The sequence below is a fragment of the Bradyrhizobium sp. R2.2-H genome, assembly GCF_004346455.1.
Classification (GTDB): domain Bacteria; phylum Pseudomonadota; class Alphaproteobacteria; order Rhizobiales; family Xanthobacteraceae; genus Bradyrhizobium; species Bradyrhizobium diversitatis.
In genome coordinates this window covers 149,046-174,015 of the sequence record NZ_SMBR01000009.1, presented here as the reverse complement: position 1 = coordinate 174,015, position 24,970 = coordinate 149,046, and the positions used below count along the sequence as shown (strand labels likewise).

Here is a 24,970-nt window from a genome sequence, read left to right as displayed (position 1 = left end):
TTGCGCCCTCTTGGCGCAAGCCCGGAGTCCATTCCTCGGCACAATCGCTGCGAGAGATGGATTCCGGGCTCCCTTCGCGCCCCGGAATGACGTGCTAGAGAGACCGACAAGGAAACAGGGAAGGAAACCATTATGGCGTATGAGACGATCAAGTACGAGATCGCCGAGCAGATCCTCACCATCACGCTGAACCGGCCCGACAAGCTCAACGCCTTCAACGCGCAGATGCAGACGGAGCTGATCGACGCGTTCGACGCCGCCGACAAGGACGACAACGTCCGCGCCATCATCGTCACCGGCGCCGGCCGTGGTTTTTGCGCGGGCGCGGATCTCTCCTCCGGCGCCGACACGTTCGACCGCGATGCGCGGCGCGGGCCGGTGAAGCGCCTCGCCGACGGCAAGGTCGATTACAGCGATCCGCAGGTGCGCGACGGCGGCGGACAGGTCACCTTGCGCATCTTCAAGTGCCTCAAGCCCGTGATCGCCGCGGTGAACGGACCTGCGGTCGGCATCGGCGTCACCATGCAGCTCGCGATGGACATTCGCATCGCGTCCGACGCTGCGCGGTTCGGCTTCGTGTTTTCCCAGCGCGGCATCGTGCCGGAAGCGGCCTCAAGCTGGTTCCTGCCCCGCATCGTCGGCATCTCGCAGGCGCTGGAATGGTGCTATTCCGGCCGCGTTTTCCCGGCGCAGGAGGCGCTTGCGGGCCGTCTCGTCAGCAAGGTCGTCGCTCCGGATGATCTCCTGCCGACCGCCCGCGCGCTCGCCAAGGAATTCGCCGCGAAGACCGCCCCGGTCTCAGTCGCGCTGATCCGCCAGATGATGTGGCGCATGATGGGCGCCGACGATCCGATGGAGGCCCACAAGGTCGACAGCCGCGGCATCTATGCCCGCGGCCGCTCCGACGACGTCAAGGAAGGCGTGGTGTCGTTCCTGGAAAAGCGCCCCGCGCAATTCAAGAACAAGGTGTCGACCGACATGCCGGATTACTTTCCGTGGTGGACGGAACGGGAGTACACGTGAGGCTCCTGTAGGGTGGGTTAGCGCAGCGTAACCCACCATTGATATCACCGCGGAGACAGAAGAGGTGGGTTACGCCTTCGGCTAACCCACCCTACTTTTCACGGCATCACCAGCGCCACCCGTCCGATCGCCTTGCGCTCGATTAGGAGCCGCATCGCCTTGGCATAATCCTGCAGCGGCAGGCGGTGCGAGACGTTGGGGCGCAGCTTGCCTTCCTCCGCCCACTGCAAGAGCGCCTTCAGGCGCACCTCGCCGAGCTCGGGATTTTTCCGCACGGCTTCGCCGGCGCGCACGCCGAGCACGCTGGCGCCCTTGATCAGCAATAGATTTGTCCTGGCCGAGCCGATGCCGCCGGTGAAGCCGATCACGAGGAGCCGGGCGCCCCAGGCGATGCAGCGCATCGAGTCTTCAAAGACCTTGCCGCCGACCGGATCGAACACGACGTCGGCGCCGCGGTCGTCGGTGATGCGCTTGACGGCGTCGCGAAACGGCTCGCGGTCATAGCGCACGAGATGATCGGCGCCGCGCGATTTCGCGATCGCGAGCTTCTCGTCGCTTGAAGCCGTCGCAATCACGATCGCGCCCAGCATCTTGCCGATCTCGACGGCGGCAAGACCGACACCGCCGCCGGCGCCATGGACCAGCAGCACCTCACCCGGCGCGACCCGGCCGCGGTCGATCAGCGCGTGATAGGCGGTACCATGGCCGGCGAGATAGGTCGCTGCCTCGGCGTAGTCGAACGTCGATGGCATGGGGGTGAGCTGCGACGGCGTCACCACCGCTTCATCCGTGAAGGCACCAAAGCGCATCTTCACGATGACCTTGTCGCCGACCGAAACGCCGCTTGCCTCCGATCCCACCTCGGTGACGTCGCCGGCAGCTTCCATGCCCGGCGTGAACGGCAGCTCAGGCTTGAGCTGGTATTCGCCGGCAGCCATCAGCACGTCGGGAAAGTTCAGCCCGGCGGCGCGGATGGCGACGCGCACCTCGCCCGGCTTCAGCGCGCGGGACGGAAACTCTTCCAGCAGCAAACGCTCGGGCGCGCCGAGCTCGCGGCAGACGACGGCGCGCAACATCAGGCCGCGCTCGCCTTGCTGCGCTGAAGTGCTTCGCGGATCAGCGGCAGGCGATCATTGCCGAAATACATGTCGGTCTTGTTCACGAAGATCGTCGGCGAGCCGAAGCCGCCGCGTGCGATGACCTCCTCGGTATTGGCCTTGAGCTGGTCCTTGATGCCCTGCTCGGCAATGCCGGCGAAGAACTTCTGCTCGTCGATGCCGACCTTCCTGCAGATCTCCGCGAGCACCGCGTCCTGCGAGATGTCCTTGTCCTCACCCCAATAGGTCTCGAACACGGCGGTTGCGAACGGCACCATGTCCTTGCCGAGCCAGATGCAGCCGCGCATCGCCTTGACGCTGTTCACGGGAAACACCGTCGGCGGCATCTTGATCGCAAGCCCCGCCGAACGCGCCCAGTCCTGAAGGTCCTTCTTCATGTAGCGCGCCTTCAGCGGCACCGGCTTCTCCCGCTGCGCGTAGACGCTCGGGTTGACCGTGTTGAAGATGCCGCCGACCAGGATCGGCCGCCAGGTGATCTCGGCGCCCAGCTCCCTGGCCAGCGGCTGGATGTTGTGGAAGGCGAGATAGGTCCAGGGGCTGGAACAGTCGAAGAAGAATTCGATCATGATGGTTCCTTATGTCTGTCATTCCGGGATGCGCCGCAGGCGCAGGCCCGGAATCCATTTCACCAGTCTTGTTGCGGCCTGATGGATTCCGGGCTCGCGCTTCGCGCGCCCCGGAATGACGGCGTTGCCGTCACCTCTTTCCCAGCACTTCCTTAGCCCTTTGTCCGAACATGATCTTGCGTGATTCCTCGTCGAACGGCTCTTTCACGAACTTGCCGATCGCGAGCCCGGCCTGCACCTGCGGCCTCGCACGAACCTCGGCATACCAGCGTTTCACGTTCGGATAGTCGTCGAGCGTAAAGCCTTGCGCCTTGTGGGTCATGGTCCAGGGGAAGCAGGCGATGTCGGCGATGGAATAGCCGCCGGCGACAAAAGCCCCGGTCTTGCCGAGCTGGCGATCGAGCACCCCGTAGAGCCGCGCCGCCTCGTCGCGGTAGCGCTCGATCGCGTAGGGGATCTTCTCCGCCGCGTAGAGCGCAAAATGTCCATGCTGGCCGAGCATCGGTCCGAGCCCGGCCACCTGCCACATCACCCATTGGATCGTGGTCGAGCGCCCGCGCAAGTCCGTCGGCAAGAACCGGCCGGTCTTTTCCGCGAGATAGATCAGGATGGCGCCGGTCTCGAAGGCCGAGAACGGAGGCCCGCCGTCGGCAGGATCGTGATCGACGATGGCCGGGATACGGTTATTCGGAGAGATCGCGAGAAAATCGGGGCTGAACTGCTCGCCGGCGCGGATGTTCACGGGCTTCACGCTGTAGGGAAGCCCGAGTTCCTCCAGCATGATCGAGATTTTCCAGCCGTTCGGCGTCGGCGCGTAATAGAGATCGATCACGACCCTTCCCCTGGCCTTTTCTTTAGGCCTTCCATGTCATCGCCGTCGGACTAGAGAGCGACTTTTGTTGTTCTGTACCTCGACGTTAAGTCATGGCAGGAAGAGGCGCAACACAACCTGCCGGGAGGGCCGCCATGCTGTTTCCAACCACGATCGCCGGCTCCTTGCCGAAGCCGGAATGGCTGGCCGAGCCGAACATGCTGTGGGCGCCCTGGAAGTCAGGGGGTGACGAGCTGCTCCGGGCCAAGCGAGATGCGACGCTGATCTGGCTGAAGATCCAGGAGGACGCCGGCATCGACATCGTCACCGAGGGCGAGCAGGCCCGGCAGCATTTCGTCCACGGTTTCCTGGAGAAGATCGAGGGCATCGATTTCGCCCACAAGGTCGAGATGGGCATCCGCAAGGACCGCTACAAGGCAATGGTGCCGCAGGTGGTCGCCCCGCTCCGCCTGAAGGATCGCGTCCACGCCTTCGAGGCGCGCGTGGCGCGCACACATACGAGGAAGAAGCTGAAGTTTACCCTGCCCGGCCCGATGACCATCATCGACACCATTGCGGATCGCTACTATGGCGACCGCGTGAAGATGGCCTTTGCCTTCGCCGAGCTGCTCAACGAGGAGGCCAAGGCCTTGCAGGCCGATGGCGTCGATCTCGTGCAGTTCGACGAGCCCGCCTTCAACGTCTACATGGACGAGGTCAACGATTGGGGCATCAAGGCGCTGGAGCGCGCCGCGCAAGGCCTCACTTGCGCCACCGCCGTTCACATCTGCTACGGTTACGGCATCAAGGCCAATACCGATTGGAAGGAAACGCTCGGCAGCCAATGGCGGCAGTACGAGCAGATCTTCCCGGCAATCGACGCGAGCCCGATCCAGCAGGTTGCGATCGAGTGCCGCAATTCCAAGGTGCCGCTCGACCTGCTGGCGCTGCTCAAGACCAAGATCGTGCAGGCCGGCGTGATCGACGTCGCCAGCGACACGGTGGAGACCGCCGAGGACGTCGTGAAGGTGATCGACGCGGTGTCGAAATTCGTGCCGAAGAGCAACATCATCGCCACCACCAATTGCGGCATGGCGCCGATGCGGCGGGAGATCGCCGAGGCCAAGCTGATGGCGCTCGGCGCCGGCGCCGCGCTGGCGCGCGAGAAGCTTGGGTGAGATACCTAATTGCGCGGCAGCGACGTTCCGGTTCCGGGCGCGGACTCGAGCGTTCTGACGGCGCCTTGCTGGTGATCGCTCTTGCAAGCATGGCCGTCGAGCGACTTCAGCCCAAGCAGATATTGGCCGTGTTCGTGCAAGTTGCTCGTCATGTATCTGTCAATGCGGGTCAGGAAGTTCAGCATTTGACTTTCTCCTCGATGTTGCACGAGAAGGTAAGCTGCTCGGTATAGCCGATCGATGGGATCGTCAGGACGATGTTATAAAGGCGATATAGCCGTCGCCGGAACGACTTGCCCGCAAGAGCAATAAGATGTCGCCCGCGTCGCGATAACTCGCAATATTATGAGGAATACGGGCGCCGCAGCACGGTGGGAATTCATGGTACACGTCTAGCTGAGTGCCGTCGGATGCAGCCTTGGCTGATAACCTGCGCTCAGCGCACGCACTGTCGAGGGCGGCGTCAAGAGCTTGGCGTTGTCGAGCCGCCCCTGAGCACCGGCATAGCCCGCCGGCGACCACCGCAGCGCCCTGCCCCTTGTCACTAGAAAACTGGCTTCGCCCTGCATCACCATCGCCCCATCCGGAAGCTGCTCGATCGGCATCACGAGCTCATGAAGCCGCTTCCGGCCGTGATCCAGCCGCTCGCGATGCAGGACCTCATCGATATCGTGCATCCGGACATCGTGAAGGCGATTGCCCTTCTCCCAAGCGGCGCGAAACCGTTTCGCGTCGTCGCGGCGGCAGAAGAAGCAGGGACGATGGCCGGCAGCGAGCGCGGTGGCCTCGTCGAGGAAGAACAGCTCGGTCCAGCTCCGGCGCGCCATCACCGGCCGCCGCCAACCGCGGAATTCGCACAGGCAGGTGATCCACGCCGGCGACGACCAGCGCTTCTTCAGCAGCGTCTTGGTCGCGGGATCGTGGATGATGCCGCGATTGCCTGTGAACAGGCCGCGATGCGGGGTGGCGATGATGTCGCCCGTCGGGGTGACGCGGTTTTGCAGGGGCATGGTGAAATGGAGACGTTCTATCTGTGACGTCGCGTCAACTGCAATCGGGCAAGTGCTGGTTCGCAAGCTCTTTGCAGACGTAGAGTACGACCAGCCTTGCAGACTTGATTTCCTCGAAATGGTCCAAGAATGTCGGCAACTCCATCGAGAGGAAATAGTCAACGTCCCATCGCTGTTCGCTAACGTCATCCAATGGCAGGTTGTGGATCAAGTTTAAAATCCATCCTGCACCAATGAAGTTTGCGCCTTTGATTTCAGCAATCGCCTCGGCAACACAACGCGCGATAATTTTCCTCGTACTTGAGACAGCGACCGAATCGACTTCCGCCAGTACTTGCTGAAGGCTAGGCAAAACGTGCTCGTTTGTGCGACCGCCCAGCAGAATATTCCTGCCGGAGATCAAGGCCTCGGCCGTCGGCTGCCTCGTGTTCATCACTAGCTCCAGGAAGGCAAGCAGGAAGACCGAAGACGATCACGCCGCCCCGTCGCGAAGCGGCGGGTGGTAGGACAGCGCGGTATCCCAAGGGAAGAAAATCCAGGTGTCCTGCGAGACTTCTGTTATGAAGGTGTCGACCAGCGGGCGTCCCATCGGCTTGGCATAGACGGTGGCGAAATGCGCATCGGGCAGCATCTCGCGCACCATCCTGCCGGTCTTGCCGGTGTCGACGAGGTCGTCGACGATCAGGAGTCCCTTGCCGGTGCCGCCGCCGAGCTTCATGGCCGCGTCCGAAATGCCCTTGAGGACCTGGAGCTCGCCCTGCTTGTCGTGATCGTAGCTGGCGATACAGACCGTGTCGATCACGCGCACCCCTAACTCGCGCGCCACGATCGCGGCGGGCACCAGGCCGCCGCGGGTGATCGCGATCACGGCGTGGAACGGACCGACCTCGTTGAGCCGCCAGGTCAGCGCCCGGCAGTCCCGGTGGAACTGGTCCCACGAGACCGGAAAGGCCCTGCCCGCGCGCTCCTGCGCGCTCAGTTCCGGTGCTTCACCCATCGTCGTCTCCATTCGTCTCGAGCGTCTTCTGCTAGCGGGTGATATTCAGGCCCGCCAGCATTTCCTTCACCGCCGCCATCGCCGCGGCGAGCTTCTCCGGATCGCGCGAGCGCACCACCAGATTGGTGTTCGGCTTCTGCTCCTCGTCCATGAAGGGATAGCTGCCGATGATGGTGTCGGGATGGGCGGCGGCGATCGCCCGCAGCGGGCTGCCGATGTCGCCCTCGCGCGCATTGGCGCGGACCGATTCGGAGAGCATGCGCACGCCCGATTTCAGCTTGGGCGAAACGATATCCATCATCGCCTGCATGATCGACGGCACGCCGGCCATGACGATGACGTTGCCGATCTTGAAGCCGGGAGCGAGGATGGTCGCGCTCTGGATCAGCTCGGCACCGTCGGGGATGCGGGCCATACGCAGGCGGGCCTCGTTGAGGTCCTGCTCGCTCCAGCGCTCGCGGAAGCGGGCGACGACCTCCGGATGGTGATCGATACCGACGCCGAACGCCTTGGCGACGGCATCGGCGGTGATGTCGTCGTGCGTCGGGCCGATGCCACCCGTGGTGAAGACGTAGCTGTAGCGATGCCGCAGCGCGTCCAGGGCGGCGATGATGTCGGCCTCGTCGTCGGAAACGATCCGGACCTCCTTCAGGTCGATGCCGATATTGGTCAGGTATTCGGCGATGAAGCCGATATTCTTGTCCTTGGTCCGGCCGGACAGGATTTCGTCCCCAATGACCAGAATGCCCGCCGTGACGATGTCGCTCATGCCTTAAGTCCCTCACCTGTGACGCCGACTTTGCCGAGGTAACGCGTTGAAGTCACGTGGTTTTGCTTCTGAAATAAGCAGTCCTCAGCCATTTTTTCAGGCAAGCCGCCGGCCGTCCCCGGCAAATGCCCTTCCTCCATGCTTATCGCGCTGGCCCGGCCCTTGCTACCTCCTAGGGAAGTCATGCACTCTCACGGCATGGCCACAGGACGTTGCGGTCTTCAGCAAGGCCCAAGCGACCTGACCAATGGTGCAACGCCTGGGGGAGAACAGTCGGAATCCATGGCAGTCGCGTTTGACGAAATGAATGTTGCCGGCGGAGACCTTCGCCCCGCCTATCGGGAGCTGGCGCGCTGGCTCAAGGAAACGCCCCCCGAAGCCCTCGAATATCGGCGCCAGGAGGCCGAGCTGCTGTTCCGTCGGATCGGCATCACCTTCGCGGTCTACGGCGAGGCGGAATCCACCGAACGCCTGATCCCCTTCGACGTGATCCCACGGATCATGTCCGGCAAGGAATGGGCGCTGCTGGAGAAGGGCCTGAAGCAGCGCGTGCGCGCGCTCAACATGTTCCTGCGCGACATCTATCACGGCCGCGACATCCTCCGCGCCGAGATCGTGCCCGACGATCTGATCTTCCAGAACCCGGTGTTCCGCCCCGAGATGAACGGCCAGCAGGTGCCGCACGACGTCTACGTGCACATCGCCGGCATCGACATCGTCCGGGTCGACGCCGAGGACTTCATCGTCCTGGAGGACAACGCCCGCACGCCGTCTGGCGTATCCTACATGCTGGAAAACCGCGAGATCATGATGCGGCTGTTTCCGGATCTGTTCGCCCGCCACAAGGTCGCGCCGGTCGAGCGCTACCCGGACGAGTTGCTCTCAGCCCTGCGCTCGGTCGCGCCGCTAAGCGCCTCCAGCGAGCCGACCGTCGCCCTGCTCACGCCCGGCGTCTACAACTCGGCCTATTACGAGCACTCGTTCCTCGCCGACAAGCTCGGCATCGAGCTGGTCGAAGGCCGTGACCTCATCGTCAAGAACAACGAAGTGTTCATGCGGACGACGGAAGGGCTGAAGCGGGTCGACGTGATCTACCGCCGTGTCGACGACGATTTCCTCGATCCCCTCACCTTCCGTCCCGACTCCGTGCTCGGTGTGCCCGGGCTGATGTCGGCCTACGCGGCCGGCAACATCACGCTCGCCAACGCCGTCGGCACCGGCATCGCCGACGACAAGGCGATCTACTCCTACATGCCCGACATCGTGAAGTTCTATCTCGGCGAGGAGCCGATCCTGAAGAACGTGCCGACCTGGCGCTGCCGCGAGCCGAAGGACCTCGCCTATGTGCTGGACAACTTAAGCGAGCTCGTCGTCAAGGAAGTGCACGGCTCCGGCGGCTACGGCATGCTGATCGGCCCCGCTGCGACCAAGGCGACGATCGAAGCCTTCCGCGACAAGCTCAAGCGCGAGCCGGAAGGTTTCATCGCGCAGCCGACGCTGGCGCTCTCGACCTGCCCGACCTGCACCGCATCGGGCCTTGCCCCGCGCCATGTCGACTTGCGCCCCTTCGTGCTGACGGGCAGCAAGAGCACCACGATCGTGCCGGGCGGCCTCACCCGCGTCGCGCTCAAGGAAGGCTCCCTGGTGGTGAATTCGAGCCAGGGCGGCGGCACCAAAGACACCTGGATCCTGGACGAGTAGAGAGATGCTGTCGCGTACCGCCGAAAACCTCTACTGGCTCGCCCGCTACGTCGAACGGGCCGAATATCTCGCGCGCACCATCGATGCGACGCTGCGCGTCACCGCGCTTCCCGCCGCCTATATCGGCAAGACCAATGAATGGGATTCGGCGCTGCTCACCGCCGGGGTCGCCGCCAGCTTCTATCAGACCTACGAGGAAGCCAACGAGCACAACGTCGTCGAGTATCTCTCGTTCTCGCCGAACAATCCGTCCTCGATCAGGAACTGCATCGAGGCGGCGCGGCTGAACTCGCGCTCGGTGCGCACCGCGCTCACCAGCGAGATGTGGGACACCATCAACTCGGCCTGGATCGAGCTTCAGGCGGTGTGGAGCAAGGGCGCCTCGACGCGCGAGGACCTCGCCAAATTCCTCCGCTTCGTGCAGGAGACCTCGCTGCGCTTCGACGGCTCGGCCTACCGGACCATGCTGCGCAACGACGCCTACTGGTTCTCGCGCATGGGCGTGCATCTGGAGCGCGCCGACAACACCGCGCGCATTCTCGACGTAAAATATCATGTGCTGTTGCCCGAGGAGGAGCATGTCGGCGGCCCGCTCGACTTCTATCAATGGAGCTCAATCCTGCGCTCGGTCTCGGCGCTGACCGCCTATCACTGGGTCTATCGCGAGACGCTGAAGCCGTGGCTGATCGCGGATCTGCTCATCCTCAACGACACGCTGCCGCGCTCGCTCGCCAGCTGCTACGGCAACCTCGTGCGCAACCTCGACCAGATCGGCGTCGCCTATGGCCGCCAGGGCCCGGCCCAGCGCCACGCCCGCGGCATCCGCAACCGGCTGGAACACAGCAATATGAACGACATTTTCCAGCATGGCGTGCATGAATTCATTCAGGAATTCATCACGGACAATTCCAGGCTGGGCGAAATCATCACGAAGCAGTATTTGATCTAGCCGAGACTGAAACCTTCACCTTTCGTCATTCCGGGGCGATGCAAAGCATCGAACCCGGAATCTCGAGATTCCGGGTCTGGCGCTTCGCGCCATCCCGGAATGACGGAATCAAAACACCATGCGCCTGCGAATCCAGCACATCACGACCTATCGCTACGAGCCGCCGGCCACCAGCGTGATCCAGATCCTGCGCATGACGCCGGGCAGCCATGACGGGCAATACGTCGCGGAATGGCAGATCGACGTCTCCACCGACACCAAGCTCGACATGCATGAGGACGCGTTCGGCAACGTCACCCACGTGCTGTCCTGCGGACCGGTCGGCGACATCCAGATCACGGCAGAAGGGCTGATCGAGACCCACGATACCGGCGGCGTGCTGCGCGGCACGGACGAGCGCTTCCCGGCTGGGATGTTCCTGCGCTCCACCGACCTCACCTCCGTCAATCCGGCGATGACGGCGGTTGCGCGCCAGTTGCGCAGCGAGGCCGAGAGCGACACGCTGGGCTTCCTGCACACGCTGATGACGCAGATTGCCGATCACATGACGTTCGACGAAGACCCCACCAACAGTGGCACGTCCGCGGTGGAGGCGTTCGCGCTCAAGCGCGGGGTCTGCCAGGATTACGCGCACATCTTCATCGCCTGCGCCCGCGCCGGCGGCGTGCCGGCGCGCTTCGTGTCCGGGCACTTTCTGCGATCGGACGACACGGCGCACCAGGAGGCCGGCCATGCCTGGGCGGAGGCCTACGTGCCCGATCTCGGCTGGGTCGGCTTCGATCCCGCCAACAGCATCTGCGCCACCGACGCCCATGTGCGCGTTGCGATCGGGCTCGACTATCTCGGCGCGGCCCCGGTGCGTGGCACGCGCTATGGCGGCGGCACGGAAACGCTGGCGGTGGCCGTGAAGGTCGAGCAGACCAGCCGCGGCGGGCAGTCGCAATCGCAGTCCCAACGGCAGAGCTAGGTGCTGCCGGACGAGCGCATGCGCCGTGCTACAGTCGCGGGATCAGACCAGACCAGCGAGGTAGCCCATGGCGACTGTAAAACTGCTTTCGGATGACGAACTCTCCGCCGACGCGCGCGCCGTTTTCGACGACATCCGGATGGTGCGGAAGTCGGATTTCGTCAACAATTTCTGGCGGGCGCTGGCGCATGATCCGAAGACGCTGCGGCGGACCTGGGAGAGCATCAAGGAAGTGATGGCTCCGGGTGCGCTCGACCCCAAGACCAAGGAAATGCTCTACGTCGCGGTTTCGATCGCCCATGGCTGCAGCTACTGCATTCATTCGCACACCGCCGCCGCACGGGCCAAGGGCATGACCGAGGCCGAATATGGCGAGCTGCTCGCCATCGTCGGCATGGCTGCGGAGACGAACCGGCTGGTCACGGCGCTCGGCGTGCCCGTCGACGAGGCGTTTCTGGTGGACGCGGCGGATTGAGGTCGGAGCGGAGCGCGATTCCTCGTCATTCCGGGGCGCGCTTAGCGCGAACCCGGAATCCATTGATCCACCAACTCTGCGGCCCAATGGATTCCGGGCTCGCGACTTCGTCGCGCCCCGGAATGACGGGCCCAATCGGGGGTTGGACCGGCCTCCGAAATTGGCTAGTAATTCCGCGCAAACGCGTTCGGGGACTGGAAATGACCTATTGTTGCGGAATCCTGGTTCGGGACGGTCTGGTGATGATCGCCGACACCCGCACCAATGCCGGCCTCGACAACGTCTCGACCTTCCGCAAGCTGCACATCTTCTCCAAGCCCGGCGAGCGCATCATGGCGATCGCCAGCGCCGGCAACCTCGCCATCAGCCAGTCGGTGCTCTCCACCCTGACCGAAGGCCTGGAAGACCCCAACACGGGCGAGATCGAGACGCTGATGAACGCGCCGACCATGTTCCAGGCCGCCCAGCGCATCGGCCGGGCGATCCGGGCGGTGCATGCGACCGAAGGACCGGCGCTGAAATCCGAGGACGTGTCCTTCGACGTCTCCTTCCTGTTCGGCGGCCAGATCAAGGGCGCGCGCATGCGTCTGTTCATGGTCTACACCGCCGGCAATTTCATCGAGTGCACCACCGATACGCCCTACCTGCAGATCGGCGAGCACAAATACGGCAAGCCGGTGCTCGACCGCGCCATGCACTACGACGTCGAGCTTTACGAGGCGCTGAAGACCGGCCTGATCTCGATGGACTCGACCATGCGCTCGAATCTCGGCGTCGGCCTGCCGATCGACGTGCTGGTGGTGCGCACGGACGCTTGCGAAGCCGATCTCAACCACCGCATCGAGGCGGGCGAACCCTATTTCCACGATTTGCGTTCGCGCTGGTCGGCGGCGTTGCGCGCCGCGCACCAGAACATTCCGCGCCCGCCCTACAAGAACGAAAAAGAACCCAAAACCTGACAGCAAAAGAGAAAAGGCAGGAAACGATGAGTGAAGCGAAAAAGATCGCGTTGGTGACCGGCGCCGGCACCGGTGTCGGGCGCGCAGCGTCGCTGGCGCTGATGAACACCGGCTTCACCGTGGTGCTCGCAGGGCGCCGGCTCGACATGCTCGAGGACACGGCGAAGCTCGGCCCCGCCGGAAAGAGTCTCTGCGTCACCGCCGACATGACCAAGCCGGAGCAGATCGCCGCGCTGTTCGACAAGGTGAAGGCAACCTATGGTCGCCTCGACGTGCTGTTCAACAATGCCGGCATGGGCGCGCCGGCCGTGAACTTCGAGGACCTCAGCCTCGAGCAGTGGCAGGCGGTGGTGAACACCAACCTCACCGGCCCGTTCCTGTGCACCCAGCACGCCTTCCGCATCATGAAGGACCAGACCCCGCGCGGCGGCCGCATCATCAACAACGGCTCGATCTCGGCGCATGCGCCGCGGCCGTTCTCGGCCGCCTATACCTCGACCAAGCACGCCATCACGGGCCTGACCAAGGCCAGCAATCTCGACGGCCGCATGTACGACATCGCGGTCGGCCAGGTCGACATCGGCAATGCGGCGACGCCGATGACCGACCGTATGGTCAACGGCCCCGGCGTGCTGCAGCCCGACGGCACCACCAAGCACGAGCCGCGCATGGACGCCAAGGCGGTCGGCGACGCCGTCGCCTACATGGCTAGCCTGCCGCTCGACGCCAACGTGCTGACGATGACGGTGATGGCGACCAAGATGCCGTTCGTGGGGCGGGGCTGAACTAAAACTGCGAAAACAACCCCATGCACAGTAGGCGTCAAGAGGCGCCTGCTGTTGCCGGGCTGCGGGGGTAATGTGAGCTAACATCCTGCGCTGCCACCACATTTTTCATTGCGAGCGCAGCGAAGCAATCCAGAATCTTTCCGCGGGGAGATTCTCGATTGCTTCATCGCAAGGGCTCCTCGCAATGACGGAGGAGAGAGCGGAGGCCTACTCCAAACTCTCCACCTTTCGCAGGGCCGGAAACAGCTTCATCCAGAGCAGCGCCACTGCGACGGTGGCGACGCCGCCGAGCACGGCGGCGGGCATGGCGCCGAGCAGCGCGGCTGCCACTCCGCTCTCGAACTGGCCGAGCTGGTTCGAGGCGTTGATGAACAGGAAATTCACCGCGCCGACCCGCCCGCGCATCTCGTCGGGCGTAGAGAGCTGCACCAGCGAGAAGCGGATCACGACGCTGATCGTATCGGCCGCGCCCAAAGCAGCGAGCGACAGCACCGACAGCCACATCCAGGACGACAGCGCGAACACGATGGTGGCAAGGCCGAACACGATCACGGCCTGGAACATCCGCAGGCCCACATGCCTGGAGATGGCGTGACGCGCCAGCACCATGGTCATCAACAGCGCGCCGACCGCGGGCGCCGCGCGCAGCACGCCGAGCCCAACCGGGCCGGTCTGCAGGATGTCGCGGGCATAGATCGGCAGCAATGCCGTGACGCCGCCGAACAGCACGGCGAACAGGTCCAGCGAGATGGTGCCCAGGATCGCGGGATTGCTGCGGATGAAGCGGACGCCGGCAAAGATATTGTCCGAGTTCGTCCCCTCCTTGAGCACCGCTTGCGGGCGCGGCCGGATGAAGCCGGTCAGAATCATCCCCAAAACCCAGAACAGCACCATCCCGGCATAGGCCAGATGCGGGGCGACCGCGTAGGCGAAGCCGCCGAGCGCCGGCCCGGTGATAGTCGCGACCTGCGCCGCGCCGCTGGAAATGGCCGTGGCACGCTGGAGCGACCCTTGCGGTGCGATCAGCGGCAACAACGCCGCCGTGGTCGGGCTCTCGAATGCGCCGGCAATGCCGAGCACGAAGGTTGCAATGAATATCTGCACCTCGCCGACCGCGCCGAAATAGGTGGCGAATGCGAGATAAAGCGCGGTCGCGGCTTCCACGAGCTGACAGAGCTGGACCACGCGCTTGCGCTCGTAGCGGTCGGCGGCGTGGCCTGCGACGAACACCAGGAGCGCGGTGGGCAGGAACTGCACGAGGCCGACCATGCCGAGGTCGAATGCCGAGCCGGTGAGATCGTAGATCTGCCAGCCGATCGCGACCGCCGCGATCTGGCTGGAAAAGCGAGACAGGCTGCGCGAGAGCAGGAAGAACAGGAAGGCGCGGTGGGACAGGAGCACGCGGGCCGTAACCGGCGAATCCGCGGCTGTTGGTTGCTCTGGCATCGTCTCTTGGGACACCCTTGGAACGTTTGGGCCCTGATCTCGCCGCCCCGCGTGGCTGAGGCGGACCTGCTTGTCAACAGCAGGATGCTCTCTGCCGCTTGCCGGCATTGCCTTTGCAGCGCCTGCCCGGCCATAATCATTGAAGGTTTGGGAACATCATGCTGCGCCTGCAATCGGCATTCGGCATTTTCGCATTGCTGCTGATCGCCTTCGCACTGGCGGAGAATCGTCGCGCGGTCTCGCTGCGCCAGGCGGCGATCGGCCTCGCCGCGACCTTCGTCACCGCGGTCGTGCTGCTGAAGCTGCCGGTCGTCGCGCATGCGTTCGGCACCATCAACGACGCGGTCGGCGCGATCTCGGCGGCCTCCCGCGCCGGCTCCGCCTTTGTGTTCGGCTATGTCGGCGGCGGCGCCCTGCCATTCGATCTGAAGGTGCCCGGCGCCGATTTCATCCTGGCGTTCCAGGCGCTGCCGATCGTTCTGGTGATGAGCGTGCTGACGACGCTGCTGTTCTATTGGCGCGTGCTGCCACCGATCGTGCGCGGCTTGGCATGGCTGCTCGAGCGCACGCTCGGCGTCGGCGGCGCGGTCGGGCTGTCGACCGCCGCCAATGTCTTCCTCGGTATGGTCGAGGCACCTCTGTTCGTGCGGCCCTATCTGGCACAGATGACCCGCAGCGAGCTGTTCCTGGTGATGACCGGCGGCATGGCGGGCATCGCCGGCACGGTGCTGGTGCTCTATGCGACGCTGCTTGCTCCCCTCATCCCCGACGCCGCCGCGCATTTCGTCATCGCCTCCGTGCTGGGCGCGCCGGCCGCGATCCTGGTCAGCCTGATCATGGTGCCCGAGACCTCCGACAAGCGCACCGGCGGCGCGCTGGAGGATCCCGAGATGGACGTGTCCAGCACGATGGATGCGATCGTGAAGGGCACCACGGCCGGCCTCGAATTATTGCTCAACATCGTCGCCATGCTGCTGGTGCTGGTGGCGCTGGTGTACCTCGTCAACGCCATGCTCGGCCTCCTGCCGCACATTGGCGGTGCCGCGATCTCGCTGCAGCGTCTGCTCGGCCTCGTCATGGCACCGGTGTGCTGGCTGATGGGATTGCCGTGGGATCAGGCGATCACCGCCGGCAGCCTGATGGGCACCAAGACCGTGCTCAACGAATTGATCGCCTATGTCGACTTCTCGAAGCTGCCGCCCGACGCGCTCGACCCGCGCTCGCGGCTGATCATGCTCTATGCGATGTGCGGCTTCGCCAATTTCGCCAGCCTCGGCATCATGATCGGCGGCCTCGGCGTGATGGCGCCGGAGCGGCGCGAGGAGATCAACGCGCTGGGGCTGAAGTCGATCGTATCGGGCACGCTGACGACGTGCTTGATGGGCGCGATGGTGGGGGTGTTGGCGTAATCTCTCCCGCCGTCATTCCGGGGCGCGACAAAGTCGCGAGCCCGGAATCCATCGCGCCACGACACAAGCGGAGAAATGGATTCCGGGTTCGCGCTACGCGCGCCCCGGAATGACATCACGCCTTCAACTCCACCGTCTTGAACTCCGCCGGCAGGATCACCTCCAGCAGTTCCACATCATCGGAATAATCCAGGATCATGTGCCTGATCTTCGGCGGCTGGGTCCAGGCGCTGCCTTGCTTCATCAGGGTCTCGCCCTGGCCGTCCATATAGGTCTTTACCCAGCCCTTGAGCACGTAGACCATCTGGAATTCGACGTCGTGATAGTGGAGCTTGGATACCTCGGCCGGATTGCAGGGGCCTTGCAAGCGGATCACATGTGCCTGCGCGAGGCCATGGGTCGCCTCGGCGATCCCGAGATCGCGGTAGCTGGCATAGGCACGCAGGCCGTCGGCCTTGAAGTCTTCCTCGCGGTGATGGCTGACGGCGATACGCTGCTTCGGCCGCACGGGCTTCTTCGGAGCGACGGTGCGCGCCTTCGCCTTCACCGCCTTGCGCGCCGGGGATCGCGCTGCGGCCTTCACGCCGCTCCGCTTCTTCACCGCAGTCTTCGTTGCGGGTCTCGATGCCTTTTGCTTGGCCATTGTCTGCCTCCCTGATCCGAGCCGCGTCCGCCTGACGGGACCAACCCGAAGGCAGATTACCCAGTCTTGGGCGAGGCAGCAATTGCGGGGCCTGGGGCAATGAGCTCGACGAACCCAATCGGCCGTAGCTTGTCCCAGGCTGTCGTGGCGAGCGGCCATCGTCTCGTATTCACTCTCTCGCTGAATTAATCTCGCCGGGAGACCTGGGGGAATTGATTCATGGGCAGCAGCGTCGGTCAGCGTGCATTTCAAAATGCCCGGCTTCAGAAACGGCAGAAGGCCGAAGTGCTGCCATTGCTCGGGCGCGCACTCGAGTTGCACAAGAAGGGGCTTCTGTCCGAGGCCCGGGCCGCCTACCGACAACTGCTCCAGATCGCGCCCAATCAATTCATCGCGCTGCATATGCTCGGCGTCATGGAGTCCGATGCCAAGAACTATCAGCAGGCTGAAATTCTACTGAGCCGGGCGGTTGCCGTGGATCCGCGATCTGCCGAAGCTCACATGGGTCTGGGCGTCGCGCTCAACGGGCTGAAGCGCCACGATGAGGCCCGAGCAAGCCATCGAAAGGCACTCGCGTTAAAGCCCAACTACGCCCTGGCCCTGTCCAATCTCGGCAACGCAAGCGCGGCGCTTGATCTGCACCTCGAAGCGCTCGAGAGCTACGATCGGGCGCTCGCATTGGACGGAAACCTTGCCGAAGCCCACAACGGCCGGGGCGCTGCGCTCTGCCGTCTGCGCAACTATGACGAGGCTCTCACAAGCCTGAACCGCGCGCTCTCGATCAAGCCCGACTATGCCGCGGCACTGGCGAACCGCGCCGTCGCATTGCGGGAGCTTCAGCGATTTGACGAGGCCATGGCGGATTGCAATCGGGCAATTGCCCTGGCACCCGACGACGTGAACGGATGGCTCTGGCGCGCCAATGTCCTGCTCCAGACCCAGCAAATTGCCGAGGCATTGTCCGATTGCGAGAGGGCTCTCGCGATCGCTCCCGATTCCGACCAAGCCCACCTTGTGCTGGGTCTTTGTTTCGCCGGACTTGGCCGGGTCGACGAAGCCCTCGCCAGCTTCGACCGAGCTCTCGACATCCGGCCTGACCTCCAGAGCGCGATCTCCAGCAAGATATTCACGCTCGATTTCGTGGCCGACGCCAGCGTTGAACAGCATCAGCAAGCGCGGCAAGTCTGGTGGGAGCGGATCGGCGCGAAGATCGCTGCAGAGGTGGCGGCGCCCCATGACAACAGCCGCGATCCGGATCGGCGTCTGGTGCTTGGCTATGTCTCGTCGGATTTCAACGCGCATTCGGCCGCGTTCATCTTCAAGCCCGTGCTGCAATACCATGACCGCGCGCAGTTCGAGATCGTGTGCTACTCCTGCTCGTCGAAAGCGGATGCGACGACGAGCGAATTTCAGGGGATCGCCGACCGCTGGCGTGACGCCGCGCAATGGACCGACGATCGCCTCGCCGCTCAGATTCGCGCCGATCGCGTCGATATCCTGATCGATCTGTCCGGCCACACCAGAGGAAACCGCCTCGGCGTGTTTGCGCGCAAGCCGGCACCGATCCAGGTGCACGGCTGGGGCCACGGCACCGGCACCGGACTGCCGACGATCGATTATCTGTTCTCGGACCCGGTCGCGATTCCTGCCGCGGTTCGGCATTTGTTTGCGGAGACCGTCGTCGACCTGCCATGCTTCGTGACGCTGGCGCCGCTGCCGGCCGGGATTGCGCGGGCGCAGGCGCCAGCTCTCTCGAACGGCTTCGTCACGTTCGGTGTCTTCAACCGCATCAGCAAGATTTCGGACGAGGCTGCGGAAGTCTGGTCCAGGATTCTCGCGCGGGTCCCTGGCTCGCGACTGCTGATCAAGGATGTTGCGCTGGACGATCAGCTGGTTCGCGACAAGCTGCTGGCGCGATTTGCGGCTTGTCGATTGCCGGCCGAACGCGTCGATCTGCTCGGAGCCACCTTGCGGAGCGAACATCTGGCATCGTTCAATCGCGTCGACGTTGCGCTCGACCCGTTCCCGCAGAACGGCGGCGTCAGCACATGGGAGGCCCTGCAGATGGGGGTGCCCGTGGTGGCGAAGCTCGGGAACAGTCTGCCCAGCCGTGCCGCCGGCGCCATCCTCTCCGCGCTTGGCTTGCCGGACTGGGTCGCAGACAGCGATGAGGCATATGCCCAGATCGCAGTCGGCCGCGCCGCGCGGATCGGCGATCTCGATCGATTGCGCCGCGAACTGCCCGGACAGATCAACGCTGCGGCCGCCGGCAACCCCGTCTCATATGCGCGAGCAGCGGACGACGCCTATCGCGCGATGTGGAAACGCTACTGCAGCGGCGGGGTCTGATCTCCGGCTCAATGCAGCCGGAACACGCCATCCACGGCGCGCAGCTCGGCCGGCTTGATCAGCTTGGAATGCGCCACCGTGACCGAATGGAGGGGGCCATCGAGCTTTTCCTGCCAGAACGCCAGGAAATCCTTCAGCGCCGGAAATTTCGGAAACATGTCGTAGTTCTGCCAGACGTAGGTCTGGAGCAGCGAAGGATGATCCGGCATCCGATAGAGAATTTGCGCCGTCGTCAGTCCGTAGCCTAGCATCTGTTTCCGGAAATCCTCGGAAACGCCCCCACTCCGCAGTCCCATGCCAAACCTCCTTTGCAGGAGCGCATTCGGGGGTGGCTTGCTCGGTGCCCCGGGAGCCACCCGGAATCGATGCGCTCACATGAGAGAAATGTGACGCAAACTGACAACCCATCTCAAGCCCAAAAGTTTAACAAGCTGTTGAAATTCAATGCGTTAGCAGCAGATGCAGCTCCGTGCTAATACGGGCCCGGCGTCGGTTAACGATGGCAAAGAGATTCTGGCAGTCCGTGCTTTCGGGTGCTAATTTTTCTGCTAGAAGGCCTTGCCCCCGCAAAATTCCTGGCTTATCTCAGCTTCGCCCGTGCTAGCACTCGCGGGCAACGACTGCTAACAATCTCAAAATCCTCAACACGTGCAATTGCTTAGGAGGACTGCATGAAATTCCGTCCGCTTCACGACCGCGTCGTGGTCAAGCGCATCGACGCAGAAGAGAAGACCGCTGGCGGCATCATCATTCCCGACACTGCCAAGGAAAAGCCCTCCCAGGGCGAAGTCGTCGCTGTTGGCCCGGGTGGCCGCGACGAGTCCGGCAAGCTGGTCCCGATCGACCTGAAGGTCGGCGACCGCGTGCTGTTCGGCAAGTGGTCCGGCACCGAGGTCAAGATCGACGGCCAGGACCTGCTGATCATGAAGGAGAGCGACGTGATGGGCGTTCTCGAGGTCAGCGAGTCCAAGAAGAAGGCGGCCTAAGAGCCCCCTCTCCCTCCAGTCAAATCATTCCAAGGAAAAATCCAGATGGCAGCCAAAGAAGTCAAATTCTCGGTCGATGCGCGCGACAAGATGCTGCGCGGCGTCGACGTTCTCGCCAACGCGGTGAAGGTCACGCTCGGCCCGAAGGGCCGCAACGTCGTGCTCGACAAGTCGTTCGGCGCTCCCCGCATCACCAAGGACGGCGTCACCGTCGCCAAGGAGATCGAGCTCGAGGACAAGTTCGAGAACATGGGCGCCCAGATGGTGCGCGAAGTCGCCTCCAAGTCCGCTGATGCGGCCGGCGACGGCACCACCACCGCCACCGTGCTGGCCCAGGCGATCGTGCGCGAAGGCGCCAAGTCGGTCGCCGCCGGCATGAACCCGATGGACCTCAAGCGCGGCATCGACCTCGCGGTCGAGGCGGTCGTTGCGGACCTCCAGAAGAACTCCAAGAAGGTCACCTCGAACGACGAGATCGCCCAGGTCGGCACCATCTCGGCGAACGGCGACCAGGAGATCGGCAAGTTCCTCTCCGACGCCATGAAGAAGGTCGGCAACGAGGGTGTCATCACCGTCGAGGAAGCCAAGTCGCTGGAGACCGAGCTCGACGTCGTCGAGGGCATGCAGTTCGACCGCGGCTACATCTCGCCCTACTTCGTCACCAACGCCGACAAGATGCGCGTTGAAATGGACGACGCCTACATCCTCATCAACGAGAAGAAGCTCTCCTCGCTGAACGAGCTGCTGCCGCTGCTCGAGGCCGTGGTGCAGACCGGCAAGCCGCTGGTCATCGTCGCCGAGGACGTCGAAGGCGAGGCCCTCGCGACCCTCGTCGTGAACCGCCTGCGTGGCGGCCTGAAGGTCGCGGCCGTCAAGGCTCCGGGCTTCGGCGATCGCCGCAAGGCCATGCTGCAGGACATCGCGATCCTGACCGGCGGCCAGGCGATCTCGGAAGATCTCGGCATCAAGCTCGAGAACGTCACGCTCAACATGCTCGGTCGCGCCAAGAAGGTGATGATCGACAAGGAGAACACCACGATCGTCAACGGCGCCGGCAAGAAGGCCGACATCGAGGCGCGCGTGGCCCAGATCAAGGCGCAGATCGAGGAGACCACCTCGGACTACGACCGTGAGAAGCTCCAGGAGCGTCTCGCCAAGCTCGCGGGCGGCGTCGCGGTGATCCGCGTCGGCGGCGCGACCGAGGTCGAGGTGAAGGAGCGCAAGGATCGCGTTGATGACGCGATGCATGCGACCCGCGCCGCTGTCGAGGAAGGCATCGTCCCGGGCGGCGGCGTCGCCCTGCTCCGTGCCTCCGAGCAGCTGAAGGGCCTGCGCACCAAGAACGACGACCAGAAGACCGGCGTCGAGATCGTGCGCAAGGCGCTGTCGGCGCCCGCCCGCCAGATCGCGATCAACGCCGGTGAAGACGGCTCGGTGATCGTCGGCAAGATCCTGGAGAACAAGGCCTACAATTACGGCTTCGACTCCCAGACCGGCGAATATGCCGACCTCGTCAAGAAGGGCATCATCGACCCGACCAAGGTGGTCCGCACCGCGATCCAGAACGCTGCCTCCGTTGCCGCGCTCCTGATCACCACGGAAGCCATGGTCGCCGAGCTGCCCAAGAAGGGCGGCGCCGGCCCGGCGATGCCCCCCGGCGGCGGTATGGGCGGCATGGACTTCTGATCCAGCCGTTCAGGCACAGTCGAGAAATGCGAAACCCCGGCAGCGATGCCGGGGTTTTTGTTTTTGGGAAACTCCCTCCCGTCGTCATTCCGGGGCGCGCCCTCTTGGGCGCGAGCCCGGAATCCATAACCACGAACCTCAGTTGGCTATCCCGGGATGGAAATCAGCCCGGTTTAAAGTCTTCCAATCCCGGCGCCACTTCTTGCACTCCTTCTTACGGGCGACAGGCACAGCGGGCCATTCCATCCGCCTGTGGTTATGGATTCCGGGCTCGGCGCTGCGCGCCGCCCCGGAATGACAAGGAGTGCAGGATGAACCTCATTTGGTGATCCCGGGATAAAGATCATCCCAATTCGGGTTCTGCTCCTCGATGAGGCGCGTCTTCCAATCGCGTCGCCATTTCTTGAGCTCCTTCTCGCGGGCAATGGCCGTCGCGGGATCGTCGTAGATCTCGAACAAGACCAGCTTGTTCACACCGTACTTGCTCGTGAAGCCAGGAACGGCCTTTGTCTTGTGCTCGTACACACGGCGCACGAGATCGCGGGTCACGCCGATATAGAGCGTGCCGTGCTTCTTACTCGCGAGGATGTAGACATAGTAGGCCAAAACATCCGCCCGTGGTTATGGATTCCGGGCTCGCACCCAAGAGGGCGCGCCCCGGAATGACGGGAGGAGAGACCTTCCCTTCACTCCAACTTCCCAAACCGCTCGAAGCGCGGCTCGCCATCCTCATCGAGCGACCAGAGGATCCGCGTCACCTTGCCGACGAGATTGTCCATCGGAATGAAGCCCATCGCGGACGCCATGCGGCTGTCGGTGGAATTGTCGCGGTTGTCGCCGAGCACGAAGAGATGGCCTGGCGGCACGGCGTAGACGCTGGTGTTGTCGAGGAAGCCATTGTCGAGGCAGTCGTAGGTCACATAGCTCGCGCCGCTCGGCAGCGTCTCGCGCCAGCGCTTGACCTTCGCTCCGTCATCGCCTCCGCAGGCGGCGCCGGCTTGTGCCTCCTTCAGCGCAACGCGCGTCACCGGACGGTCGTTGAGGATGAGCCGGCCCTGCTGCATCTGGATGCGGTCGCCGGGCAGCCCGACCACGCGCTTGACGTAATCGACGGAAGTATCCCTCGGCGTTCGGAACACGACCATGTCGCCATACTCGGGCTCGGCGGCAAAGACGCGGCCCGAGATCCAGGACGAAGCGAAGGGGAAGGAATAGCGGCCGTAGCCATAGGCATATTTCGCCGCAAAGACGTAGTCGCCGACCATCAGCGTCGGCGTCATCGATCCGGACGGGATGTTGAACGGCTGGTACAGGAAGTAGCGAAACAGGAACGGCGGCGACCACAGCACCGGGATCAGCAGGATCAGGATGACAATCGCCTTCCATTCCCGCGATTGTGCCGAGGGACGGATCGTTTGCTCAAGAGTGGTCATGCAGCTGCCCTGTTCAAAGACGTAGTCGTCGCGAGATTACGCAACCTGCGAGCGCGGGCAATCCCCGGCGAACTTGCGAATTTGGTCGCACGTCCCGCGGCCCGCGTTCAATGCGAGGCCATGAACGTCGCCAGCGGTCAGCCGTGCGACAAATCCCTGAAGCAGTGCCGTACCCACTCGATCGTCACGCGCGTCGCCGGATCGCGCTTCAGATGATTCTGCACCAGGAGCCAGACGTCGCGGCGTCTCGGCAGCAGCGTGGCGCGGAGGCTGCGGTCGGCGAGCAGCGGTGCGCAGCTGTGCTCGGGCAGCACGCCGATGGCCTGATGCGACTGGATCATGGTGCGGATGATGCGGATATTGTCGGTGATGCAGCGCACGTTCGTCAGCCGCTTCGCACGGAGGAACTGCGCTTCCGGGATCGCGTCGAGCTCGTCGGGATAGATGCACGCGACCGGCTCGGCTCCGCTGCGGTCCGCGGGCTCGAAGAAATACAGCCTGACCTCGCCGAGCTTGGAGATGGTGAAGTCGCCCTTCTCCGGTTTGCGCAGGCGGATGGCGAGATCGGCCTGCCAGCGCGAGAACTTGACGTTGCCGCTGGAGGTGAGGAATTGCAGCGTCAGCCCCGGGTGATCGCGCAGGAAGCTGGCCGCATGCGGCGCCAGCAGCTCTTCGGCGACCGCATTGGTCGAGGCGATGCGCAGCCGGCCGACCGGGCCGGATTGAGTGTCCTTGATGCGGTCGATCGCCGCCGCATGCGCCGCCATCGCGCCGACATGTTCGAGCACCGCCTCGCAATGGCGCGTCGGCCGCCGCAAGCCGTCCACGGCGTCGAACAGCGGCACGCCGAGATCGCGCTGGATGCGCGCAAGCCTGCGGCCGACGGTGGTCTCGTCGATGCGCAGCCGCGCGCTGGCGCCGGCATAGGTGCCCTCGTCCCTGACCGCGGCGATGATGCGCAGATCGTCCCAGTTCATCAGGGCGAGCCTAGCAGGCGCCGCCGCTGCCTGCAAATTCGCAGCCATCAGCTGCAATAGTCCTGCACAATGGCAGGCTGCTGCTGCGCTAATATCGAAGCATCCGAATCCACGAAAGCCTGACGGCATGACCGCTCCAAAGACCCTGCTCGAACTCGCCGGCGCCGATCTCGATCCGCCCAAGCTCAACGAGGCCTGCCTCGTGCTGATCGACGTCCAGAACGAATATTGCGCCGGTCCGCTGGCCCTGCCCGATGCACAGCCGGCGATCGCTGCGGCTGCGCGCCTGCTCGCGCGCGCACGCGGGAGCGGAGCCGCGATCTTCCATGTCGCACACAAGGGCCGCGCCGGCGGACTGTTCGACCGCGAGGCCGCGCGCGGCGCGATCGTCGAGCGCCTGGTGCCGTTCGCCGGCGAGCCCGTGATCGAGAAGGCGCTGCCGAATGCCTTCGCCGGCACCGACCTGCAAGCCAGGTTGGCGGCCACCGGACTCAAGAACATCGTGCTGGCCGGCTTCATGACCCACATGTGCGTCAGTTCGACCGCCCGCGCCGCGCTCGACCTCGGCCTGCGCACGACGATCGCGGCCGACGCCTGCGCCACCCGCGACCTGCCCGACGGCCGCGGCGGCACGCTGGACGCCCGGACGATCCATCAGGTCGCACTGGCCGAATTGTCGGACCGCTTTGCGATCATCGCGCAAGTCGAAGCACTGACTTGATGGAGCGTG

General features: G+C 64.1%; 27 protein-coding genes. 13 read left to right on the top strand and 14 right to left on the bottom strand.

What is annotated here, in order from left to right; genetic code table 11:
* Window positions 1-132: 132 nt before the first annotated feature.
* A complete protein-coding gene (locus EDE08_RS23635) occupies window positions 133-1,023 on the top strand; it encodes a crotonase/enoyl-CoA hydratase family protein (RefSeq protein WP_131871211.1) in 891 nt (296 codons plus the stop codon).
* A 98-nt stretch (window positions 1,024-1,121) separates the two neighbouring features.
* Here the strand turns inward: EDE08_RS23635 and EDE08_RS23630 are convergent, their stop codons facing one another.
* The 3 genes from EDE08_RS23630 to EDE08_RS23620 all read right to left on the bottom strand — a co-directional run bounded on the left by EDE08_RS23630 (window position 1,122) and on the right by EDE08_RS23620 (window position 3,539).
* Entirely contained in the window at window positions 1,122-2,099 is a 978-nt protein-coding gene (locus EDE08_RS23630; protein ID WP_131871212.1) for an NADPH:quinone oxidoreductase family protein, read from the bottom strand.
* Window positions 2,099-2,707, bottom strand: coding sequence for a 2-hydroxychromene-2-carboxylate isomerase (locus EDE08_RS23625; RefSeq protein WP_131871213.1), 609 nt, complete (start codon window positions 2,705-2,707; stop codon window positions 2,099-2,101). Before EDE08_RS23625 ends, EDE08_RS23630 begins: the two co-directional genes overlap by 1 nt.
* Window positions 2,708-2,837: 130 nt before the next feature.
* Window positions 2,838-3,539, bottom strand: a complete 702-nt coding sequence (locus EDE08_RS23620) for a glutathione S-transferase N-terminal domain-containing protein (protein WP_131871214.1) — start codon at window positions 3,537-3,539, stop codon at window positions 2,838-2,840.
* 134 nt (window positions 3,540-3,673) lie between these two features.
* Between EDE08_RS23620 and EDE08_RS23615 the strand changes: the two genes are divergently transcribed.
* Window positions 3,674-4,696, top strand: a complete 1,023-nt coding sequence (locus EDE08_RS23615) for a methionine synthase (RefSeq protein WP_131871215.1) — start codon at window positions 3,674-3,676, stop codon at window positions 4,694-4,696.
* A 5-nt stretch (window positions 4,697-4,701) separates the two neighbouring features.
* Here EDE08_RS23615 and EDE08_RS23610 read toward each other — a convergent pair whose 3' ends face one another.
* The 5 genes from EDE08_RS23610 to EDE08_RS23590 all read right to left on the bottom strand — a co-directional run bounded on the left by EDE08_RS23610 (window position 4,702) and on the right by EDE08_RS23590 (window position 7,472).
* Window positions 4,702-4,881, bottom strand: a complete 180-nt coding sequence (locus EDE08_RS23610) for a hypothetical protein (RefSeq protein WP_131871216.1) — start codon at window positions 4,879-4,881, stop codon at window positions 4,702-4,704.
* Window positions 4,882-5,088: 207 nt separating this feature from the next.
* A complete protein-coding gene (locus EDE08_RS23605; RefSeq protein WP_131871217.1) occupies window positions 5,089-5,706 on the bottom strand; it encodes a hypothetical protein in 618 nt (205 codons plus the stop codon).
* 34 nt (window positions 5,707-5,740) lie between these two features.
* Window positions 5,741-6,139, bottom strand: coding sequence for a hypothetical protein (locus EDE08_RS23600; RefSeq protein ID WP_131871218.1), 399 nt, complete (start codon window positions 6,137-6,139; stop codon window positions 5,741-5,743).
* Window positions 6,140-6,178: 39 nt separating this feature from the next.
* Window positions 6,179-6,703, bottom strand: a complete 525-nt coding sequence (gene gpt, locus EDE08_RS23595) for a xanthine phosphoribosyltransferase (protein ID WP_131871219.1) — start codon at window positions 6,701-6,703, stop codon at window positions 6,179-6,181.
* 31 nt (window positions 6,704-6,734) lie between these two features.
* Window positions 6,735-7,472: a competence/damage-inducible protein A gene (locus EDE08_RS23590; protein WP_131871220.1), complete on the bottom strand. Its 738-nt coding sequence runs from the start codon at window positions 7,470-7,472 to the stop codon at window positions 6,735-6,737.
* Between the two features lie 282 nt (window positions 7,473-7,754).
* On the opposite strand from EDE08_RS23590, the gene EDE08_RS23585 reads away from it, so the two are divergent.
* The 6 genes from EDE08_RS23585 (at window position 7,755) to EDE08_RS23560 (ending at window position 13,308) form a co-directional block, all read left to right on the top strand.
* Window positions 7,755-9,173 (top strand): circularly permuted type 2 ATP-grasp protein, encoded by a 1,419-nt coding sequence (locus EDE08_RS23585; RefSeq protein WP_131871221.1) that lies wholly within the window; start codon window positions 7,755-7,757, stop codon window positions 9,171-9,173.
* 4 nt (window positions 9,174-9,177) lie between these two features.
* Window positions 9,178-10,122, top strand: a complete 945-nt coding sequence (locus EDE08_RS23580) for an alpha-E domain-containing protein (RefSeq protein WP_028177332.1) — start codon at window positions 9,178-9,180, stop codon at window positions 10,120-10,122.
* A 118-nt stretch (window positions 10,123-10,240) separates the two neighbouring features.
* Window positions 10,241-11,089: a transglutaminase family protein gene (locus tag EDE08_RS23575; protein ID WP_131871222.1), complete on the top strand. Its 849-nt coding sequence runs from the start codon at window positions 10,241-10,243 to the stop codon at window positions 11,087-11,089.
* 67 nt (window positions 11,090-11,156) lie between these two features.
* Window positions 11,157-11,564: a carboxymuconolactone decarboxylase family protein gene (locus EDE08_RS23570; protein ID WP_131871223.1), complete on the top strand. Its 408-nt coding sequence runs from the start codon at window positions 11,157-11,159 to the stop codon at window positions 11,562-11,564.
* A 200-nt stretch (window positions 11,565-11,764) separates the two neighbouring features.
* Window positions 11,765-12,523, top strand: a complete 759-nt coding sequence (locus EDE08_RS23565; RefSeq protein ID WP_035678903.1) for a proteasome-type protease — start codon at window positions 11,765-11,767, stop codon at window positions 12,521-12,523.
* Window positions 12,524-12,549: 26 nt separating this feature from the next.
* Entirely contained in the window at window positions 12,550-13,308 is a 759-nt protein-coding gene (locus EDE08_RS23560) for an SDR family oxidoreductase (protein ID WP_061882881.1), read from the top strand.
* Between the two features lie 210 nt (window positions 13,309-13,518).
* Here the strand turns inward: EDE08_RS23560 and EDE08_RS23555 are convergent, their stop codons facing one another.
* Complete coding sequence (locus EDE08_RS23555) at window positions 13,519-14,757, bottom strand: MFS transporter (protein ID WP_131871224.1); 1,239 nt, start codon at window positions 14,755-14,757, stop codon at window positions 13,519-13,521.
* Between the two features lie 158 nt (window positions 14,758-14,915).
* Between EDE08_RS23555 and EDE08_RS23550 the strand changes: the two genes are divergently transcribed.
* A complete protein-coding gene (locus EDE08_RS23550; RefSeq protein ID WP_131871225.1) occupies window positions 14,916-16,166 on the top strand; it encodes a NupC/NupG family nucleoside CNT transporter in 1,251 nt (416 codons plus the stop codon).
* 115 nt (window positions 16,167-16,281) lie between these two features.
* On the opposite strand, the gene EDE08_RS23545 is transcribed toward EDE08_RS23550, so the two are convergent.
* Window positions 16,282-16,809 (bottom strand): cupin domain-containing protein, encoded by a 528-nt coding sequence (locus EDE08_RS23545; protein ID WP_131871226.1) that lies wholly within the window; start codon window positions 16,807-16,809, stop codon window positions 16,282-16,284.
* Between the two features lie 219 nt (window positions 16,810-17,028).
* Here EDE08_RS23545 and EDE08_RS23540 point away from each other — a divergent pair, with 219 nt between their 5' ends.
* Complete coding sequence (locus EDE08_RS23540; RefSeq protein ID WP_131871227.1) at window positions 17,029-19,158, top strand: tetratricopeptide repeat protein; 2,130 nt, start codon at window positions 17,029-17,031, stop codon at window positions 19,156-19,158.
* A gap of 8 nt (window positions 19,159-19,166) precedes the next feature.
* Here EDE08_RS23540 and EDE08_RS23535 read toward each other — a convergent pair whose 3' ends face one another.
* Window positions 19,167-19,454: an usg protein gene (locus EDE08_RS23535; protein WP_028177340.1), complete on the bottom strand. Its 288-nt coding sequence runs from the start codon at window positions 19,452-19,454 to the stop codon at window positions 19,167-19,169.
* Window positions 19,455-19,829: 375 nt separating this feature from the next.
* Between EDE08_RS23535 and groES the strand changes: the two genes are divergently transcribed.
* Both groES and groL read left to right on the top strand, forming a co-directional pair.
* The gene (gene groES, locus EDE08_RS23530; protein WP_131871228.1) at window positions 19,830-20,144 is read left to right on the top strand and encodes a co-chaperone GroES; all 315 of its coding nucleotides are present in this window, start codon (window positions 19,830-19,832) and stop codon (window positions 20,142-20,144) included.
* A gap of 45 nt (window positions 20,145-20,189) precedes the next feature.
* Window positions 20,190-21,830 carry a chaperonin GroEL gene (groL, locus tag EDE08_RS23525; RefSeq protein WP_131871229.1) on the top strand — a complete coding sequence of 547 codons (1,641 nt, stop codon included), beginning with the start codon at window positions 20,190-20,192 and terminating at the stop codon, window positions 21,828-21,830.
* A 318-nt stretch (window positions 21,831-22,148) separates the two neighbouring features.
* Here groL and EDE08_RS23520 read toward each other — a convergent pair whose 3' ends face one another.
* The 3 genes from EDE08_RS23520 to EDE08_RS23510 form a co-directional block, all read right to left on the bottom strand.
* Window positions 22,149-22,436: a GIY-YIG nuclease family protein gene (locus tag EDE08_RS23520; RefSeq protein ID WP_131871230.1), complete on the bottom strand. Its 288-nt coding sequence runs from the start codon at window positions 22,434-22,436 to the stop codon at window positions 22,149-22,151.
* 80 nt (window positions 22,437-22,516) lie between these two features.
* Window positions 22,517-23,263: a signal peptidase I gene (gene lepB / locus EDE08_RS23515; protein ID WP_131871231.1), complete on the bottom strand. Its 747-nt coding sequence runs from the start codon at window positions 23,261-23,263 to the stop codon at window positions 22,517-22,519.
* A 137-nt stretch (window positions 23,264-23,400) separates the two neighbouring features.
* The gene (locus EDE08_RS23510; protein WP_131871386.1) at window positions 23,401-24,240 is read right to left on the bottom strand and encodes a LysR family transcriptional regulator; all 840 of its coding nucleotides are present in this window, start codon (window positions 24,238-24,240) and stop codon (window positions 23,401-23,403) included.
* A 127-nt stretch (window positions 24,241-24,367) separates the two neighbouring features.
* On the opposite strand from EDE08_RS23510, the gene EDE08_RS23505 reads away from it, so the two are divergent.
* The gene (locus EDE08_RS23505) at window positions 24,368-24,961 is read left to right on the top strand and encodes a cysteine hydrolase family protein (RefSeq protein ID WP_131871232.1); all 594 of its coding nucleotides are present in this window, start codon (window positions 24,368-24,370) and stop codon (window positions 24,959-24,961) included.
* The last annotated feature ends 9 nt before the right edge of the window (window positions 24,962-24,970 follow it).

Bases quoted from the DNA above. Each gene is read 5' to 3' on its own strand.
- EDE08_RS23575 (WP_131871222.1), top strand. From the start codon at position 10,241: ATGCGCCTGCGAATCCAGCACATCACGACCTATCGCTACGAGCCGCCG.
- EDE08_RS23545 (WP_131871226.1), bottom strand. From the start codon at position 16,809: ATGGCCAAGCAAAAGGCATCGAGACCCGCAACGAAGACTGCGGTGAAG.
- EDE08_RS23540 (WP_131871227.1), top strand. From the start codon at position 17,029: ATGGGCAGCAGCGTCGGTCAGCGTGCATTTCAAAATGCCCGGCTTCAG.
- EDE08_RS23535 (WP_028177340.1), bottom strand. From the start codon at position 19,454: ATGGGACTGCGGAGTGGGGGCGTTTCCGAGGATTTCCGGAAACAGATG.
- EDE08_RS23600 (WP_131871218.1), bottom strand. From the start codon at position 6,139: ATGAACACGAGGCAGCCGACGGCCGAGGCCTTGATCTCCGGCAGGAAT.
- EDE08_RS23505 (WP_131871232.1), top strand. From the start codon at position 24,368: ATGACCGCTCCAAAGACCCTGCTCGAACTCGCCGGCGCCGATCTCGAT.
- EDE08_RS23550 (WP_131871225.1), top strand. From the start codon at position 14,916: ATGCTGCGCCTGCAATCGGCATTCGGCATTTTCGCATTGCTGCTGATC.
- EDE08_RS23510 (WP_131871386.1), bottom strand. From the start codon at position 24,240: ATGAACTGGGACGATCTGCGCATCATCGCCGCGGTCAGGGACGAGGGC.
- EDE08_RS23605 (WP_131871217.1), bottom strand. From the start codon at position 5,706: ATGCCCCTGCAAAACCGCGTCACCCCGACGGGCGACATCATCGCCACC.
- lepB (WP_131871231.1), bottom strand. From the start codon at position 23,263: ATGACCACTCTTGAGCAAACGATCCGTCCCTCGGCACAATCGCGGGAA.
- groES (WP_131871228.1), top strand. From the start codon at position 19,830: ATGAAATTCCGTCCGCTTCACGACCGCGTCGTGGTCAAGCGCATCGAC.
- EDE08_RS23565 (WP_035678903.1), top strand. From the start codon at position 11,765: ATGACCTATTGTTGCGGAATCCTGGTTCGGGACGGTCTGGTGATGATC.
- EDE08_RS23625 (WP_131871213.1), bottom strand. From the start codon at position 2,707: ATGATCGAATTCTTCTTCGACTGTTCCAGCCCCTGGACCTATCTCGCC.
- EDE08_RS23635 (WP_131871211.1), top strand. From the start codon at position 133: ATGGCGTATGAGACGATCAAGTACGAGATCGCCGAGCAGATCCTCACC.
- EDE08_RS23570 (WP_131871223.1), top strand. From the start codon at position 11,157: ATGGCGACTGTAAAACTGCTTTCGGATGACGAACTCTCCGCCGACGCG.
- EDE08_RS23610 (WP_131871216.1), bottom strand. From the start codon at position 4,881: ATGCTGAACTTCCTGACCCGCATTGACAGATACATGACGAGCAACTTG.
- EDE08_RS23590 (WP_131871220.1), bottom strand. From the start codon at position 7,472: ATGAGCGACATCGTCACGGCGGGCATTCTGGTCATTGGGGACGAAATC.
- EDE08_RS23585 (WP_131871221.1), top strand. From the start codon at position 7,755: ATGGCAGTCGCGTTTGACGAAATGAATGTTGCCGGCGGAGACCTTCGC.
- groL (WP_131871229.1), top strand. From the start codon at position 20,190: ATGGCAGCCAAAGAAGTCAAATTCTCGGTCGATGCGCGCGACAAGATG.
- EDE08_RS23615 (WP_131871215.1), top strand. From the start codon at position 3,674: ATGCTGTTTCCAACCACGATCGCCGGCTCCTTGCCGAAGCCGGAATGG.
- EDE08_RS23560 (WP_061882881.1), top strand. From the start codon at position 12,550: ATGAGTGAAGCGAAAAAGATCGCGTTGGTGACCGGCGCCGGCACCGGT.
- gpt (WP_131871219.1), bottom strand. From the start codon at position 6,703: ATGGGTGAAGCACCGGAACTGAGCGCGCAGGAGCGCGCGGGCAGGGCC.
- EDE08_RS23555 (WP_131871224.1), bottom strand. From the start codon at position 14,757: ATGCCAGAGCAACCAACAGCCGCGGATTCGCCGGTTACGGCCCGCGTG.
- EDE08_RS23580 (WP_028177332.1), top strand. From the start codon at position 9,178: ATGCTGTCGCGTACCGCCGAAAACCTCTACTGGCTCGCCCGCTACGTC.
- EDE08_RS23630 (WP_131871212.1), bottom strand. From the start codon at position 2,099: ATGTTGCGCGCCGTCGTCTGCCGCGAGCTCGGCGCGCCCGAGCGTTTG.